Here is a 15668-nt window from a genome sequence, read left to right on the forward strand (position 1 = left end):
CGACCTTTGGAGAAGTATTCAGCGCGCTGATTGGCACCCATAAAAAAACGACCGGCAGAGGGGGCTGCCGGTCGATCACGATTATCAAGTCAGACACAACCTTGTGGGGAAAGGATTCACCGTGGGAGCAAGGCTTGCCCGCGATGAACGATAACGCGGTTCAGCTTTCAGACTGCGGTGCGGCCATCGCGGGCAAGCCTTGCTCCCACAGATAAATCCCCTCGCCACCGTTCTCTTTCCAACAGTCGGCCCCTTACCGAACCCCGGTCGAGCGCAGCGCCGCCGGCGTATAGTCGGCTGCCCGGGCTTCGAAGCCGTATTCGTAGCTGTGTTTCTCCTCGTTCTTCATCCCCAGCGCGATGTAGCGGCCGGCGATGATGTCGTAGAGCGCCTCCAGGGTGTAGGCCGGGTTCTGATGGTCGTAGTAGAACTGGGCATGACCTTCGGCCACCCGCCACAGTTGGCCGCGACCGTCGTAGTGGTCCACCAGGGCGGCCTGCCAGCTGTCCTCGTCGAAGTACATGTGGCGTTTGGCGTAGATGTGCCGCTCGCTGGGCTTGACCGTCCCGACCACTTCCCAGACCCGGTGCAGTTCATAGCGGGTCAGGTCCTGGTTGATGTGGCCGGCCTTGATCACATCGTCGTACTTGAGGCTGGGCGAATCGAGCTTGTAGCTGTTGTACGGGATGTACATTTCCTTCTTGCCGATCAGCTTCCAGTCGTAGCGGTCCGGCGCACCGGAAAACAGGTCGAAGTTGTCGGAGGTGCGCAACCCGTCGGCGGCGGTGCCCGGGCCATCGTAGGCTACTTGCGGGGCACGACGCACACGGCGCTGGCCGGCGTTGTAGATCCAGGCCAGGCGTGGCTCCTTCACTTGGTCCAGGGTTTCGTGCACCAACAGCACATTACCGGCCAGGCGTGCCGGGGCGGTGACCTCCTGCTTGAAATAGGTCAGCACGTTACTGGCCTTTTCCGGGTCGGCATCCTTGATCAGGAACGGCACGGCGATTTCTTCTTCGAAGCGGATCGGCGTGAAGCTGCCATTGGTCTGTGGCGTGGCCTGGGTAATGATGCGTCGCAGGTTGCCACCGTGATAACGGGTGATGTGGTTCCATATGACTTCCACGCCGTTCTTGGGGATCGGGAAGGCGTAGTAGCGGTTGCCGGTGAAGTTGGACAAGCCGTTACCGTCGTTGATGGACGCCACGTTGAGCGCACTGCGCTTGGCCGACTCGTAGATTTCCGGCGGCAGGGAAACGCTGCGGTGGGTCGGATAGACCGGGATCTTGTAGGTCTCCGGGTAGCGCTTGAACATCGCCACCTGCCCCTCGGACAGCTTGTCCTTGTACTTGTCAACCGTCGCGGCGGTGATGGTGAACAATGGTTTTTCATTGGCGAACGGATCCGCCAGGAAACCCTTGCTGTCCACCGCTCCAGCGTTTTTCGCAATGCCGCCGGTCCAGGCCGGGATCGAGCCATCGGCGTTACCCGCCTTTTCCGCACCGATGGGGGTGAGACTGGTGCCCAGTTTGTTCGCTTCCTCCGGCGAAACCGCCGCCATCACGTTCGCCGCCAGCAGGCTCAAGGCCAGGGCACCGCATTGCAGGATCATCTTGCGCATTGGGTTTTCCTTGTCAGCCAGATCAGAAGTTCACGCCGAAGCTCAGCGCGAGGAAATCGCGGTCTTCGAGAACGTTGTAATCGCCGCCAAAAAAGTCGGTGTAGCTCAAGCTGGCGGTGTAGGTGTTGCGGTAATCGGCATCGACACCAACGCTGATGGCCTTGGCGCCTTCGTTGAACAGGCCGTTGGGGCCATAGCCGGCCACATCGTGGGACCAGGACACGTTGGGCTTGAAGTTCACCCCGCCGATCACGTTGGAGTAATCGAGGATCGCCCGGGCGCGATAGCCCCAGGACGTCGAGGTGACGAAACCATCGGTGTCGCCCTGAAAGCCGTATTGGCCATAGACCGAATCACGGCCATAACGCAGCTTGTCCTTGGACTCCAGGCCACCGACATGCACCACCGCCGCTTCGCCAACCAGCGTCAGGCGATCGGCCCCCAGCACCTGATCGAAGAAGTGCGTCAGGGTGCTCTGGACCTGGGTCACTTCCTTACGCCGATAACCGGTGTTGTCGGCACCCGGTGCGGTCGCGATAGGCGATGCCGCGCCACCGGCAATCGGGTTGACCAAGGCCAGGGTCAGGTCGTTGGTATTGACCTGCACCGGCGCGTTGGGACGGTAGCTGATTTCCCCGGTCCAGGCGGTGCCGGTGGGCAACGTCGTGGAGAAACTGGCGCCGTACAGGCGGATGTCTTCCGGGTATTCAAGGTAGTACCCACCACGGCCCAGCATCACGCTTTGCGCCAGACCCGCACCGCTGCCAGGGGCCAGGCCGTTGGCGATCGCGACCATTCCCGGCAACGCCGCCAGCGTCGAAAGCCCCGCCGTGGTGGTTCCGACGGTAGGCGTACGGCTGTGGTAGTTCATGAAGTACAGGCCGTACTCGGTGTCATCGCCGAGCCAGCGCAACGCCGTGCCCCACTGGCCGGAGTCGCGGGCGTCACGGTCGCCGCCACGGGGAATGATCACCCCTTCGCTGGACACCTGGATCTCCTGGCCGAATGCCTGGGTCAAAGGCACGAACGGCGCAATCGCCGGACTGCCCACGGTGTAGCCACTGGTGCAACCGTCGGCCACCACGTCGTTGCCGAAGAACGTGCCGCAGTTATCCACCACGGTCTGATCCCACTCCAACTGGTAGAAACCTTCGATGGTGAGCTTGTCGGTCAGGCCTTGGGAGGCGAACAGCATGTTCACCGGGATCAGGCCTTCCTTGATCTCCGCACCGGGGCGACGGAACGCGGACACGTCCACCGGGTTGATGCTGTTGATGGAGTTGCCGATGAAGGTGCTTTCCCCCCAACTGACCACCTGCTTGCCGGCGCGCACGGTGCCTGGCAAATCGGCGATGGAATAGTTGTGATAGACGAAGGCATCGAGAATCTGTGCCCCTGAGGACTTGGCGCCTTCCTTGCGATTGCTGTCGCTGATGTCCTTGAACTCGCGGCCCTCATCCTTGAGCTCGAAGTCATACCAGTACTTGCCGCGCACGAACACACCGGTATCGCCGTACTTGAGCTCGAGGTCGTGCAGGCCCTTGAAGATTTTGGAAAAGGTTTCGCCTTTCTTGAAATTCAGCCGTCCGTCATCACCGGTGGAGGATTGGCCCCGCCCGCCGTTGACCGTGCCGACCAGGTCTTTGTCCGCGTCGCGCATGCCCCAGCTCGCGCCCACGGACAGCGACGAATCGAACTGACCCTCGATCTCGCCAATGTTGAATGAAACGGCCTGCGCCTGGGCAGAGCAACCCAAGGCCACCGCGACGGCCAGCGCCTGCGGCTTGAAGATGGCGCGCATTGTTATTGTTGTCATGCGTCTTCCCCGGTGAGTGACAGAGGCTTCACCCTACTGCCGCACGCCATGGGCGATAAGCGCACCAAGGAGGTATTCGCGCTGTACCTCAAAAGGATTACAGCCCCCGCGGGAAGGGCGTTTGCGCGCCCCATGGACGGACTGGATGATGATCCATCAGCGCCACGCATATTCCTGCCCGGCCTGCGACTGTTACGCGCCCTGCAACGGTGCATGTCCGGATCCGGGCTGTTTCCCGTCGGGCTCGATCTCTATGCTGGCCGGGCTTGCAGGGCAACGGGCCTGCAGGCGCAAGTCGCCACGGCATCCTTCCCGCCTGGCGCACCGTCATTCGGATGGATTGGCGCATCGGTCCATCATCCCGTGTTCATCGACGTTGGTTTGTAGCTCCTTTGCAACGTCACGCTTAGGCCGCTGCTTTTTGCAGCGGCCTTTTTTATGTGCGGTTATTTCCTAGTTAAAACTTCTTGTTTCCTACGTTGTTGTCGGAAAGGCTCACCTGCCTGCCTTTAGAGATCGAACTTATAGTTTCCTTGGTCGCCCAAGATGGGGGATTACACAAATAGCCATGAATGACCGCGTGTGTTGAATGACGGTTTGGCTATTCAGACTCGATTCGAAAGGAACTCGATATGCAGCAAGAGAAAAATATCCTTGTGGATAGAGGTATACCTCGCACGCCACCTTCCTCTTCTCCATCTCCCAATCATGGACATGGCGGCATACCGGATCGCTCGATAGGCAGGACTCATATAGACACCGGTGGTGACGGTTCAAATTCGCAGAGCTTTTCTGACTATAGCCATGCTGGGTTTGAGCCTGCGATTGGAATGGTTTTGCTTAGGTTGAAGAGCACCACCAAAACTGCAGAAAGTACGTACCAAACCCAGCTCAGCAGGCTGCCGCAAACGATCGAGAACGATCTGGCGGCGATTAGGCTTGAGGGATCGACACGCTCTCTTCCCCCCGCAGCGGCAATCGCTCGCGAATTGGGCGTACGCAACACACTGCTGGCGCGAAAAACCGCCCAATTTCATCAAAAAACAGCGCTTGCCAATAGTTTCTACGGCGTCGATCCAATTAGTAAGCCATTACAGGCGTTCTATCCGAAAGCACTGACCCTAGAGAGACTAGTCCCCCCGAACGGTATTGCGATACAAGCCTGGACTGCATCGCTCAAGGCAGCGTACGAGGCAAGGCTGCTGTCCCAAGCCATCAATATGCTGAATCAGCAGCAAGTCGAAGTACTCAAATGGCTCGCTGCGGTGCAGGCCCAAGAGCAGGTGCAAAAAGAAGCGCAGCGTTTGGCTGCTGAAAGAGCACAAAAGGTGGCTCAAGCCCTACGTGAAGCGGAAGAACGAGCAAAGATAGCAGCTGTCGCGGCGACAGAAGCCCGACAACTGGCAGAAGCTGAAAAGGCGCGTGAAAAAGCCTTCGCCGCTCGTACATTTCCCGTATCAACCCCTACCGTCGCCGCTGCTCCATCATTCAGCTTTTCGAAGGGCGAGCTCGCCATAAGTCCGACAACCGCCCTGGCAATCAACACGATGCTACGTACGGCAATTCCGGCCGTCATCGAAGCTATCTCTGCCGTGGCAACACCTGTTATCGGAGGGTTTGCCGCGCTGCTTTATCCATCACAATTAGGCAACGGAGATCTTTACGCCCTAAGCGTCCCACTGGCGGAACTCCTACCTGACAACAGTGATGATTTGTACGCTATCGCAGCGACACAGGGTGAAATCAAACTGCCTGTCGTTATCGGCTCCAGAACTGCGGTCAATAAGCGGGAGTTTGTCGTCGCTGGCAGTACAGGAACCTCGATACCTTCCAAAGTGCCGGTCCGGCTAGCCACGCTTGATCCACATGGTGACTTCTACTGGTCCCGCAGCCCGGATACCGAGTCAATCGGGATGACCTGGACCCCCATTGCAAGACCAGGTAATGCGTCCACTTACCTACCGGTGAACGCACCAAACCTTACTGCCTACAGTGGTGCGACTCCAGTGGCTGTTGACGGGCGAATGGATACACATCCGGAATTGGATAATTACAGTTTTGGTGGATTCATTACGGTATTCCCAATTGAGTCGGGTATCCAGCCGTTCTATACCGTTTTCAGTAGTCCCTATGAAGGAGCAACGACCAAAGGCGAGCACAGTGGGCGCGACTTTAACCCGGAGCAGGCTGGCGGGCCTATTCTGGACTTGGATTGGAGAAGCGCGACGATCACTAAGGAGGGAATTGACGCTGTAAAATTGCACATCGCTCGGCTCGATCAGTCTGATGCCAATGAAGTGATGATCGAGAGGCTTGAGAGAATTTTGAGAAGCGAAATTGCTATAGCCGATGTCGACAAACGCTTTTACACTCACGAGACAAGAGAGCTGGAGAGATTTAGGGCACAAGGCCTCACAGATGACTTCATTCCGAGCAACGGATCGGCCGAATGGAACAATGCCCATACTGCGACGTTAGAGGACTATAAACTTGGCAGTAGCGAATCATTGCTATATTCCTTGGAAGCGCTCGAGGCGGCTGAAAAGCAAACGGAAGAAATATACAAGCGACTGTTGAAAGGAGAATTCTGATGAACACTATCGAGCAACTCGTAAAAAACGAATCGATCACAGACATCGTCTCTGCTTTCGGTATCGGCTTAGCATATCCGTCACTCGACAGAATGATCGCTCGCTATCGATTTGAGGCTGTAGCAAATGGAGAGCTACTAAGGACCTATACAAGGTTATTTGAGGAGGGGGTACTCGCAAATGGTGAGGGGCCCGTCGCCATCAAAGGTCCGAACTGGAAAGCACCGGATTTCATGAAAGAAAAAAGACATACCTGATCCGACGAATACTTCATATATCATTCGCCGCTGCGATTTTTTTGCAGTGGTTCCCCTAGGCCGCTGTTTTTTTTCGCGGCCTTTTATATGCGCTTGCTTCTCGAAGAAGACCACCAAAAAACCCTGAAAGAGATATCAGGCCGCTGCTCATCAAAAAATCTTTATCCTAAATCTTGTGAAATTTTGTATGGTCGCTGCACAGTTTTCGGCGGCTATTTGACATCGGCCTACGCATCTTGACGCTCAGCCAATGAGCTTAATTCCATCCATCAAAACGCCCGGTCCTACAACAAAGCCAGAATCCAACTACGCGCACAAAAAACCCACTGTTACGCTGAAAGCAATCGCAGCATTTCGCTCCGATTTATTTCCCAGTGAGTTATCGACAACGCAAATAAACAACACAAGCTATCGTTCAAAAAGGCTATAACCTACAACGCTCAGCAAATCGAGGCGATCGAATTTCTGACGGTGGATATTCTCAAGCGATACCCGGACATCAGCCCAGTCAATGTGTGGCGCATTCGGATATCGCCGCCGGGCGCAAGAGCGATCCGGGTCCGATGTTCCCCTGGCACGCGTTGTATCTCAAGGGCATTGGTGCATGGTTCGATGACACCACTCAAGAAGAATTCATGCAGGCGTATCGAGCCAATGGAATTCCTCTTCGCGAACAATTGGTCGGGCTATTCAAACGATACGGCTATGACACTTCGGCGGCCACGACGGGTGCAGGTTTCCAGCGCCAGGTAAGAGCATTTCAGCTGCACTTTCGCCCGGCCAAGTATGACGGTGTGATAGACGTCGAGACCGCCGCGAACCTGGCGGCCCTGGTGAAGAAGTATTTTCCCTGAACCGGTTACTGCGCTGACAGCAACAGGCGCGGGCTATAACCGTTAAATGGCGTGGTGTTGCAGATTCGCCATCATTTCCTTCAACGCTTCCAGATTGTCGTTCGGGTGTACCGCACCCTCGAAGTCGCAGATCTGCTGCCAATGGGCGGCGACGTCTTCGGGCGAAAACCCTTTGCGCGGGTCGAAGCCCGCACCCAGGCTGCGCTCCCAGCGCACCTTGCCCATCCAGCCGCCGCCCACCTCGAACAAGCCGGAGGTTTCCTGGCAGGCCTCGCTGGCCAGGTACACCACCAGCGGGCTGACGAGTTCGGGCTTGAGTTGTTCGAACACCTGCGGCGGGATCAGGCCTTCGGTCATGCGGGTGCCGCCAGTGGGGGCGATGGCATTGACCAGGATGTTGTTCTTGCGGCCTTCGATGGCCAGGGTGCGGGTCAGGCCATAAAGGCCGAGCTTGGCCATGCCGTAGTTGGATTGACCGAAGTTGCCGTAGATGCCCGAAGTGGACGCGGTGAAGATCACCCGCCCGTAGTTTTGCTCACGCAGGTGCGGCCAAGCGGCCCGGGTCACCTTGTAGGCACCCTCGACATGGACGCGGTAGACCAGGTCCCAATCGGCGTCGTCCATTTTGTGGAATGTCTTGTCCCGCAGGATCCCGGCATTGTTGACCACCACATCGACGCGACCGAACGCATCAAGCGCGTTTTGCACCAGCTTGTCGCCATCGGTGACCGAGTCGTGGTTGGCCTCGGCGATGCCGCCCGCCTCGCGGATTTCGGCAACCACCCGATCCGCTGCCGAGGCATTGGCCCCTTCCCCTTGCGCCGAACCGCCAAGATCGTTGACCAGCACTTTCGCGCCTTGCCTGGCGAACAGCAACGCATGGGCGCGCCCCAGGCCACCGCCGGCTCCCGTGACGATCACGACTTTATCTTCGAAACGCACAGACTCACTCATGGCAGAACTCCAGCAGGCGGATAGGACAATGACCACGAGTGTCCGGCACCTGTCGGCCGGTCACAATCAACACGATTGGCAGTGAATGGTGGCCGATAAGGCGGGGGGATGATGCAGGCCCGAGCCACGGCGGCGTATTCGACTTTCCTGTTGGCAGGAGGACCGCTATCGCGAGCAAGCTCGCTCCCACAGGGATTTGCAGTGGAACGCAATCTTGTAAACGCCCGAAAACTGTGGGAGCGGGCTTGCTCGCGAAAGCGGTCTTCCAGTCAGAATGGATGTTGGCTGTGCTGGCGCCTTCGCGAGCAAGCCCGCTCCCACACAGGTTCGCTCCTCAATGCCAAGTCGTCAGGTACAGGCCATTTGTCTGCGCGGCGCGGCGATGGCTTCGCGAAACGCCAGGTAATGTTTGAGCACCTGCACCGGTGCCTCGGTGTGCGGGTAATGACCGATGTCGGGCAACAACACCGTGTCCGGGTTCGGGATCAGGGCCTCGTAGCGCGCCACCATGTGTTCACCGGAAATCGGATCGACCGCGCCGTCGATCACCCGCAACGGCACTTCGCCGCGCTGCATCGCCAGCACCCAGCGATCACGCTGCACACGACGTTCGGGAATATAGCCGATGAGTTTGTGCATGATTCGCGGACCGTGATGAGCCGCCACCAGGCTCCAGAAGTCATCCAGCTCGCTTTCGGTAGGGCCGGTCCTGGGGCCGAAAATCTGCCGAAAGTTGCAGGCTAGGCTTTCCCGGGAGAACATCCGCCCCAGCAGCCAGCCCAGGGGGCTCAACAAGAGTTTCTGAGCCCATACCGGGCGGTGGGTTTCGGGGAACAGGCCACCATTGAGAAAGACACAACTCTCAAGGTGGATGCGTGCTTCGTAATGCCGAGCGAGCAATTCCTGGGCCACGCTGTCACCGTAATCGTGGGCCAGCACATGCACCGCGCCCTTCACATTCAGATGCGCCAGCAAAGCCTGCTGCAGATCGGCTTGCTCCAGCAGGCTGTAGACGTGCTCCATCGGTTTGGCGGAATCGCCGAAACCGAGCATGTCGCACGCGATCACCCGGTAGCGTTGCGCCAAGGGTTGCCACAGGTAATGCCAATCCCAACTGGCGGTGGGAAAACCGTGGATCAACAACAGCGGCTCGCCCTGGCCCGCCACCCAATAACGGATGGCGTGGCCACGGAACAGGAAAGTCTGGCTGCGCTGGCGCCAGATACGCAGGGGAATCTGGGCCAGGAGCATCAGCTTCTATACCCGGTGTCTTGTTGGTCGAGCTTGCGCAGCAACGCCGGCCAGGCCAGCGCGCCGCCCATGCCTTGGGCGCTTTTGGTCACCCCGGCGATCATCGCCCGGGCGCCGGCCAGAATCTGCGGTTCGATGGCAATCAATTCGGCCCCGCCGTTCTGGGCCAGTACCTGGATGTCACAGGCTCGTTGAAAGGTGAACATCATCAGGAAGGTATCGGCGATGGTCCCGCCGCATGTCAGCAAGCCATGGTTGTGCAGCATCAGGAAATTGCTTTCGCCAAGGTCAGCCTGCAAGCGCGCCTTTTCTTCGTGATTCAAGGCCACCCCTTCGTAAGCGTGATAGGCAAGGCTCGACAGTACGAACAGTGCTTGTTGGCTGATCGGCAACACGCCTTGCTTCTGCGCCGATACCGCGACGCCGGCGGCGGTGTGGGTGTGCAGCACACAAGCCACATCATGGCGCACCTCATGCACCGCGCTGTGGATGGTGTAGCCGGCCGGATTGATCTCGTAGGGGCTGTCCATCAACTTGTTGCCGGCCTGGTCAACCTTGACCAGGCTCGAAGCGGTGACTTCATGGAACATCAACCCGAACGGGTTGATCAAAAAATCCTCGGTGCCGGGGACCTTCGCGGAAATATGGGTGAAGATCAGGTCATCCCAGCCATGCAGCGCGACAAGCCGATAACAGGCGGCAAGGTCCACCCGGGTTTGCCATTCGGCCGCACTGACCTGTTCCTTGATACTGAGTGTCGTTTGGACGGGCGCTACGCTCACGGCTCTGACCTCTGATTTCTTGTTATAGGAGTCTTGTCATCAAAACGTCGTACGCAAGAAAACTCAGTCTAGTCAGGTCTTTCAGAGGCGGTAGTTGCATTGGCAGCCAGCTTACTGGCCAAACGAGTCAGCGCCCCCCGCTTCAAGGCCGCAACGTGTCAATCAACTCAGCCAGCCACGGCTCGGCGTCAGTTTCCGGGGTGACGCTTTCGCTGGCATCCAGACGCAGCATCGGCAGCAGCTCGCGAACGCCCAGTTCGGCGAACAGTTCACACATCTGCTCGCCGCCGGCACAGAAGGTATCCCCGTAGCTGGCGTCGCCCAGGCCAATCACCGCGCCGGGCAAGCCGCGAAAGAACCCTGGCAATTGGTCGCGGATGGTCGAATACAACGGCATCAGACTGTCTGGCAGCTCGCCCATGCCGGTCGTAGAAGTCACCGCCAGCAAGGCTTCTGGCGCGAATGCCTGGACATCCGCCAGGGTCGCACGAGGGTCGTGCCAGGCGTCAAAGCCCGCGTCGCGAAGCAGTTTGGCGGCGTGCCGGGCGACTTCTTCGGCGGTGCCATACACTGAGCCGGAAAGAATGGCGACTTTCATCAATCTGATCCTGATACTGAAAAAAGAGCCGGGATAGTAACAGTTGCACCCACAAGGCTGCGAATGGCTCTCAACGGCAATAATGGCCAGTGGACAGCCTTTCGATTTCTTCTAGAATGTTGGTTCAACACGGATGTTCAGAAGGACTCTTTCCAATGATCAACGCTCAATTGATGCAATTGGTCATCAATGCTTCCAACGACGGGATTGTCATCGCCGAAAAAGAAGGCGAAGACAATATCCTGATCTACGTAAACCCGGCCTTCGAACGCCTGACCGGCTATCACCGCGACGAAATCCTTTACCAGGATTGCCGGTTCCTGCAGTCAGGTGATCGGGACCAACCGTCCCTGGAGGCGATTCGCAAGGCCTTGCGAGAGGGCGGTGCCTGTCGAGAAGTGCTGCGCAACTACCGCAAGGACGGCACGCCGTTCTGGAATGAGCTGTCATTGTCCACGGTAAAAAACCAGGCTGACGGATATACCTATTTCGTTGGCGTGCAAAAAGACGTCACGACCCAGGTTAAGGCTCAACAACGCGTCGCCCAGCTGGAAAAGGAGCTGGCCGAAGCCCGGGCAACGATTGCCCGGCTTGAAGCGACGAATGGTGCAAACAAAACCACGAATTAATGGTCAGTCACTACAATCACCAGTGAAAATGTAAATTATCATTTCGAGCCGACCATGCAGCGCGATGCCCTTCTGACGCAGGATGAACTGGATTTCATCCGGACCATGCAACATAACCCGCAGTTGAACGAGCGGGATGTCACGTCGAGCTTGCTGGTCAACGGTGGGTCGCAGATCCGTGACTTGTTGACGCGTCTGGCGGCGAATGAGCAGGTCACCCTGCAAGCCAATTTCGAAAACCAGCAAATGACGTTTCCGTTGCACCTGGTGGAAGACGAATTCCATGCGATGCACCTGCGCCTGGGTGTGCCGAGCATCTACGAAGACGGACCGAAGATACGCCCGTGGCGCCTGACGCTCGACGAGCCGGTGGCGCTGGAAAATATCAAGGGCCAGCCGGGACCGCTCTGGGTCCACGAAGTGTCCTGCAAGGGTGTATTGCTGGAAAACCGCAGCCGGACCAAGCCACCGAAGCAGTTTGCCTTGTGGTTCAGCCCCTCAGGCTACGAAAGAATTTCGTTGCGTGGCGGCTTCGAACGGGAAACCGATCGAGGTTTGCTGGCCTATCACCTGAACCAGAATGACCAGGACGAGACTGAGCGCCTGCGCCAGTACATTCTGCAGCAACATCGCCTCACCCACCCCTCCATGCATCTCTAGGTGTCGAGGTTGCCTGCCAGAAATTGACGCAGGCGCTGGCGCATCACTGTTCCTTCATTACCCAGGCAACCGATCGACGAGCCAGCCAGGCTTTCCTGCACCAGGTCGGATGCTTCACCGGCCAGCATCAACGGACAATCCAGGCTCAGCGCCAATTTGCCCAGGCGCTTGGGCAAGTCCGGGACCGGCGCATGATTGGAAACCAGCACCAAGGCCAGCGGCTGGACCTTCTGGCACACCAAGGTCAGTTCGTTGAATGGCAGGCCGATCGACAGCGCCCTGACGCCCACTTCCGCGCTGGACAGGAACAGCGCCGTGACCAGCAGCTCCAGCTCACGGCACTGGCCGGCCAAAGCGCAGACCAGGACCCGCGGCGACTGACCTTCGCGCTTGAACAAAAGCCGCTGGATGATGCGCGAACGCAGGAAGCCGTCGAAAAACACCCATTCACTGATTTGCCCGAACTCTGGCTGGCGATATAGCATTTGTCGCCAAAGCGGCATCAGGATGTCCTGAAATACGACCGGCACGGTGTAGGTGGAAAAGACTTGCCCGTAGACGCGATCCAGTTCCACATCGTCAAAGTTGCCAACCGCGTCCGCCACCTGTTGCTGCCAGCGAACGTGATCAGCCTTGGCCAGGTCGGATGAAAGCAGCGTGGAGACCGGTTGCACCGCCTCGGTCTTGGCCAGGATCTTGCCCACTTTGCTGACTGCCACCCCGCGCTCGATCCACGCCAGGATACTGCGCACCTTTTCGATATCGCTCAACGAGTACAGGCGATGCCCGCTTTCGGTGCGGGTGGGCTGGATCAAACCGTAGCGCCGCTCCCATGCGCGTAGGGTCACGGGATTCACGCCGGTCATGCGCGCGACTTCACGAATGGGGAACAGATCTTCCCTTTTCAAGGCGGTTGCCTGGAAAACAAAGCTATCCTCTGTGATTACGCTCATTTTGGCAGACAATTCCGACTGGAAAATTGGATCCTATCTTCCCCTCCAAGGCACGGCATGACAAGGACAACGTATTCAGATGTGCGGTTTTGTTGTTTCAAGCGCCATCGGGAATAATCCTTGCCTGTTTTTTGGCGACCAGACGCAACCCACCACCCCGGGGGCGTCCCTCGCAAACCTCCTACCCGGAGCATTGCGCCTGTCTTACGGAGATACATAATGTCGACCTCACCCGTCACTTTGATGGTAGCCCGCCGCGTCGCCAATGGACGCTATCGGGATCTGATTGCCTGGTTGCGCGAAGGCGAACAATTGGCCACCGATTTCCCAGGTTACCTGGGGTCTGGCGTACTCGCGCCACCGCCCCAGGACGATGAATTCCAGATCATTTTCCGTTTTGCCGACGAGCAAACACTGCACGCCTGGGAACACTCCGCCTCGCGCACGGCCTGGCTGGGGCGCGGCAGCGATCTGTTTGCCCATCCTTCCGAACATCGGGTGCGTGGCATCGATGGCTGGTTCGGCTCGGTCGGCCAGCGGCCGCCACGCTGGAAACAGGCCGTGGCCATCTGGCTTGCGTTCTTTCCCGTGTCGCTGTTGTTCAATTTCCTGTTGGGACCACTGCTGGGCGAACTGGGCCTGTTGAGCCGCGTGCTCATCAGCACCGCCATCCTGACACCGCTGATGGTCTACCTGTTTATCCCGATGTCGACCCATCTGCTGGCGAACTGGCTCAACGGCGCGCCGCAGCGGGCGGTGCCGGCTACGCGCAATCATTGATGCCACCTGCCTCGACAGCCATCCTGTGGGAACGAGCTTGCTCGCGATGACGGCCTGACCTTCAATATCCTCATTGACTGTCACACCGCTATCGCGAGCAAGCTCGCTCCCACAGTGGGCAACCGGTCACGACCGGGTTGACTTTGTACATAGGACGCGCCCCGCGTCGCTGTTATAGTTTTGCTCTTGCCGTGAACCGAGCCGTCCCATGTCCAGCGCCACCGCCCCGATCCTGATCACTGGTGCAGCCCAGCGCGTCGGCCTGCATTGCGCCCGGCGCTTGCTGGAGGACGGGCACCCGGTGATCGCGACCTATCGTACCGAACGCCCTGGCGTGCAAACGTTGCGGGACCTGGGGGCGGTGGTGCTGTTCGCCGACTTCTCCAGCGAAACGGGGATCCTCGCCTTTATCGAACAACTCAAGCAGCACACCGACCGGCTGCGAGCCATCGTCCACAACGCCTCGGCCTGGATGACCGAGGAGCCTGGCAGCGAATCGGCGGCCTTCAGCGCCATGTTCGGTGTGCACATGCTTGCACCTTACCTGATCAACCTGCATTGCGCCGAGTTGCTGCTGCGTTCAACGCCGGCGGATATCGTGCACATCAGCGATGATGTGACCCGCAAGGGCAGCGCCCGACATATCGCCTATTGCGCCACCAAGGCCGGCCTGGAAAGCCTGACCCTGTCGTTCGCGGCCAAGTTCGCCCCGGCGATCAAGGTCAACGGCATCGCCCCGGCCCTGCTACTGTTCAACCCCGAAGACGACGCGGCTTACCGCGCCAAGGCCCTGGCCAAGTCCGCATTGGGTATCGAACCCGGCAGCGAAGTGATCTACCAGAGCCTGCGTTATCTGCTGGACAACCCTTATGTCACCGGCACGACCCTGACCGTCAACGGCGGGCGGCACGTCAAATAGCCTTGTTTCGAGGATGCACCATGACGCTATCCCTGCCCCAGAACTACCGCGAGATCCTCATTGGCCTGGGGGAAAACCCCGAGCGCGAGGGTTTGCTCGATACCCCGGTGCGTGCCGCCAAGGCCATGCAGTACCTTTGCCACGGCTATGAACAAAGCGTCGAGCAGATCGTCAACGGCGCGCTGTTCGCCTCTGACAGCGATGAAATGGTGATCGTCGCCGACATCGAACTCTATTCCCTGTGCGAACATCACCTGTTGCCCTTCATCGGCAAGGCCCATGTGGCTTATATTCCTACCGGCAAGGTCCTGGGGCTGTCGAAGATCGCCCGGTTGGTGGACATGTTCGCCCGCCGCCTGCAGATCCAGGAGAACCTGACCCGGCAAATCGCCGACGCGGTGCAGCAGGTCACACAGGCCGCTGGCGTGGCGGTGGTGATCGAGGCCCAGCACATGTGCATGATGATGCGCGGTGTCGAAAAACAGAACTCGACCATGAACACCTCGGTGATGCTCGGCGCCTTTCGCGATTCCAGCACCACGCGCCAGGAGTTCCTGCAATTGATTCGACGGAGCAAGTAAATGCCACAACTTCAGCCAGCCATGGCACGCATCAAGGTCAAGGACCTGCGCCTGCGCACCTTCATTGGCATCAACGAGGATGAAATCCTCAACAAGCAGGATGTGCTGATCAACCTGACCATCCTCTATGCTGCCCAGGAGGCGGTGCGCGACAACGACATCGACCACGCGCTGAACTACCGCACCATCACCAAGGCGATCATCGCCCATGTGGAAGGCAACCGCTTCGCCCTGCTCGAACGCCTGACCCAGGAATTGCTCGACCTGGTCATGGCCAACGAGTCGGTGCTGTACGCCGAAGTCGAAGTCGACAAGCCCCACGCCTTGCGATTCGCCGAATCAGTGTCGATTACGCTCGCAGCAAGTCGGGCTACTTCGTAGCAGCTGCAAGCCTCAGGCTGTAAGCTTCAAGCCTGACCACC

16 protein-coding genes are annotated in these 15668 nt (G+C 58.5%); 9 read left to right on the top strand and 7 right to left on the bottom strand.

Annotated features, from left to right (window positions below):
- Window positions 1-253 precede the first annotated feature (253 nt).
- Together AB7M32_RS28070 and AB7M32_RS28075 are read right to left on the bottom strand one after the other, a co-directional pair.
- Complete coding sequence (locus AB7M32_RS28070; RefSeq protein ID WP_072409441.1) at window positions 254-1621, bottom strand: DUF1329 domain-containing protein; 1368 nt, start codon at window positions 1619-1621, stop codon at window positions 254-256.
- Between the two features lie 22 nt (window positions 1622-1643).
- The gene (locus AB7M32_RS28075) at window positions 1644-3437 is read right to left on the bottom strand and encodes a DUF1302 domain-containing protein (RefSeq protein ID WP_072409439.1); all 1794 of its coding nucleotides are present in this window, start codon (window positions 3435-3437) and stop codon (window positions 1644-1646) included.
- A 632-nt stretch (window positions 3438-4069) separates the two neighbouring features.
- Between AB7M32_RS28075 and AB7M32_RS28080 the strand changes: the two genes are divergently transcribed.
- From AB7M32_RS28080 to AB7M32_RS28090, 3 genes are all read left to right on the top strand, one after another.
- The gene (locus AB7M32_RS28080) at window positions 4070-6028 is read left to right on the top strand and encodes an S-type pyocin domain-containing protein (protein ID WP_454252029.1); all 1959 of its coding nucleotides are present in this window, start codon (window positions 4070-4072) and stop codon (window positions 6026-6028) included.
- Window positions 6028-6285 carry an immunity protein gene (locus tag AB7M32_RS28085; RefSeq protein ID WP_158457248.1) on the top strand — a complete coding sequence of 86 codons (258 nt, stop codon included), beginning with the start codon at window positions 6028-6030 and terminating at the stop codon, window positions 6283-6285. The genes AB7M32_RS28080 and AB7M32_RS28085 overlap by 1 nt, the downstream gene beginning before the upstream one ends.
- Window positions 6286-6800: 515 nt before the next feature.
- The gene (locus AB7M32_RS28090; RefSeq protein WP_256573800.1) at window positions 6801-7139 is read left to right on the top strand and encodes a peptidoglycan-binding domain-containing protein; all 339 of its coding nucleotides are present in this window, start codon (window positions 6801-6803) and stop codon (window positions 7137-7139) included.
- 42 nt (window positions 7140-7181) lie between these two features.
- Here the strand turns inward: AB7M32_RS28090 and AB7M32_RS28095 are convergent, their stop codons facing one another.
- The 4 genes from AB7M32_RS28095 to AB7M32_RS28110 all read right to left on the bottom strand — a co-directional run bounded on the left by AB7M32_RS28095 (window position 7182) and on the right by AB7M32_RS28110 (window position 10724).
- On the bottom strand, window positions 7182-8093 hold the full coding sequence (locus tag AB7M32_RS28095; protein WP_072409429.1) for an SDR family oxidoreductase: 912 nt from the start codon (window positions 8091-8093) through the stop codon (window positions 7182-7184).
- Window positions 8094-8441: 348 nt separating this feature from the next.
- Window positions 8442-9344 carry an alpha/beta fold hydrolase gene (locus AB7M32_RS28100; protein WP_454252030.1) on the bottom strand — a complete coding sequence of 301 codons (903 nt, stop codon included), beginning with the start codon at window positions 9342-9344 and terminating at the stop codon, window positions 8442-8444.
- The gene (locus AB7M32_RS28105; RefSeq protein ID WP_192262142.1) at window positions 9344-10126 is read right to left on the bottom strand and encodes a class II aldolase/adducin family protein; all 783 of its coding nucleotides are present in this window, start codon (window positions 10124-10126) and stop codon (window positions 9344-9346) included. The genes AB7M32_RS28100 and AB7M32_RS28105 overlap by 1 nt, the downstream gene beginning before the upstream one ends.
- A gap of 142 nt (window positions 10127-10268) precedes the next feature.
- Complete coding sequence (locus AB7M32_RS28110) at window positions 10269-10724, bottom strand: flavodoxin (RefSeq protein ID WP_072409423.1); 456 nt, start codon at window positions 10722-10724, stop codon at window positions 10269-10271.
- A 155-nt stretch (window positions 10725-10879) separates the two neighbouring features.
- On the opposite strand from AB7M32_RS28110, the gene AB7M32_RS28115 reads away from it, so the two are divergent.
- Together AB7M32_RS28115 and AB7M32_RS28120 are read left to right on the top strand one after the other, a co-directional pair.
- Window positions 10880-11353, top strand: coding sequence for a PAS domain-containing protein (locus AB7M32_RS28115; RefSeq protein ID WP_454252031.1), 474 nt, complete (start codon window positions 10880-10882; stop codon window positions 11351-11353).
- 54 nt (window positions 11354-11407) lie between these two features.
- Window positions 11408-12013 carry a hypothetical protein gene (locus AB7M32_RS28120; protein ID WP_072409419.1) on the top strand — a complete coding sequence of 202 codons (606 nt, stop codon included), beginning with the start codon at window positions 11408-11410 and terminating at the stop codon, window positions 12011-12013.
- Here the strand turns inward: AB7M32_RS28120 and AB7M32_RS28125 are convergent.
- Window positions 12010-12966: a MerR family transcriptional regulator gene (locus tag AB7M32_RS28125; RefSeq protein WP_454252032.1), complete on the bottom strand. Its 957-nt coding sequence runs from the start codon at window positions 12964-12966 to the stop codon at window positions 12010-12012. The genes AB7M32_RS28120 and AB7M32_RS28125 overlap by 4 nt on opposite strands.
- A gap of 219 nt (window positions 12967-13185) precedes the next feature.
- Between AB7M32_RS28125 and AB7M32_RS28130 the strand changes: the two genes are divergently transcribed.
- The 4 genes from AB7M32_RS28130 (at window position 13186) to folX (ending at window position 15627) form a co-directional block, all read left to right on the top strand.
- On the top strand, window positions 13186-13746 hold the full coding sequence (locus tag AB7M32_RS28130; RefSeq protein ID WP_454252033.1) for an antibiotic biosynthesis monooxygenase: 561 nt from the start codon (window positions 13186-13188) through the stop codon (window positions 13744-13746).
- A gap of 208 nt (window positions 13747-13954) precedes the next feature.
- Window positions 13955-14665 carry a dihydromonapterin reductase gene (gene folM / locus AB7M32_RS28135; protein ID WP_454252034.1) on the top strand — a complete coding sequence of 237 codons (711 nt, stop codon included), beginning with the start codon at window positions 13955-13957 and terminating at the stop codon, window positions 14663-14665.
- A 20-nt stretch (window positions 14666-14685) separates the two neighbouring features.
- Window positions 14686-15246: a GTP cyclohydrolase I FolE gene (gene folE, locus AB7M32_RS28140; RefSeq protein WP_014340148.1), complete on the top strand. Its 561-nt coding sequence runs from the start codon at window positions 14686-14688 to the stop codon at window positions 15244-15246.
- On the top strand, window positions 15247-15627 hold the full coding sequence (gene folX / locus AB7M32_RS28145; protein WP_025211888.1) for a dihydroneopterin triphosphate 2'-epimerase: 381 nt from the start codon (window positions 15247-15249) through the stop codon (window positions 15625-15627).
- Window positions 15628-15668 lie beyond the last annotated feature (41 nt).

The sequence above is a fragment of the Pseudomonas sp. R151218B TE3479 genome, from assembly GCF_053629195.1.

What these genes read in the sequence shown, in the direction of transcription:
- AB7M32_RS28125 (WP_454252032.1), bottom strand. Translation starts at nt 12,966, where the DNA reads ATGAGCGTAATCACAGAGGATAGCTTTGTTTTCCAGGCAACCGCCTTG.
- AB7M32_RS28110 (WP_072409423.1), bottom strand. Translation starts at nt 10,724, where the DNA reads ATGAAAGTCGCCATTCTTTCCGGCTCAGTGTATGGCACCGCCGAAGAA.
- AB7M32_RS28085 (WP_158457248.1), top strand. Translation starts at nt 6,028, where the DNA reads ATGAACACTATCGAGCAACTCGTAAAAAACGAATCGATCACAGACATC.
- folE (WP_014340148.1), top strand. Translation starts at nt 14,686, where the DNA reads ATGACGCTATCCCTGCCCCAGAACTACCGCGAGATCCTCATTGGCCTG.
- AB7M32_RS28130 (WP_454252033.1), top strand. Translation starts at nt 13,186, where the DNA reads ATGTCGACCTCACCCGTCACTTTGATGGTAGCCCGCCGCGTCGCCAAT.
- AB7M32_RS28115 (WP_454252031.1), top strand. Translation starts at nt 10,880, where the DNA reads ATGATCAACGCTCAATTGATGCAATTGGTCATCAATGCTTCCAACGAC.
- AB7M32_RS28070 (WP_072409441.1), bottom strand. Translation starts at nt 1,621, where the DNA reads ATGCGCAAGATGATCCTGCAATGCGGTGCCCTGGCCTTGAGCCTGCTG.
- AB7M32_RS28080 (WP_454252029.1), top strand. Translation starts at nt 4,070, where the DNA reads ATGCAGCAAGAGAAAAATATCCTTGTGGATAGAGGTATACCTCGCACG.
- AB7M32_RS28120 (WP_072409419.1), top strand. Translation starts at nt 11,408, where the DNA reads ATGCAGCGCGATGCCCTTCTGACGCAGGATGAACTGGATTTCATCCGG.
- AB7M32_RS28075 (WP_072409439.1), bottom strand. Translation starts at nt 3,437, where the DNA reads ATGACAACAATAACAATGCGCGCCATCTTCAAGCCGCAGGCGCTGGCC.
- folX (WP_025211888.1), top strand. Translation starts at nt 15,247, where the DNA reads ATGCCACAACTTCAGCCAGCCATGGCACGCATCAAGGTCAAGGACCTG.
- AB7M32_RS28095 (WP_072409429.1), bottom strand. Translation starts at nt 8,093, where the DNA reads ATGAGTGAGTCTGTGCGTTTCGAAGATAAAGTCGTGATCGTCACGGGA.
- AB7M32_RS28100 (WP_454252030.1), bottom strand. Translation starts at nt 9,344, where the DNA reads ATGCTCCTGGCCCAGATTCCCCTGCGTATCTGGCGCCAGCGCAGCCAG.
- folM (WP_454252034.1), top strand. Translation starts at nt 13,955, where the DNA reads ATGTCCAGCGCCACCGCCCCGATCCTGATCACTGGTGCAGCCCAGCGC.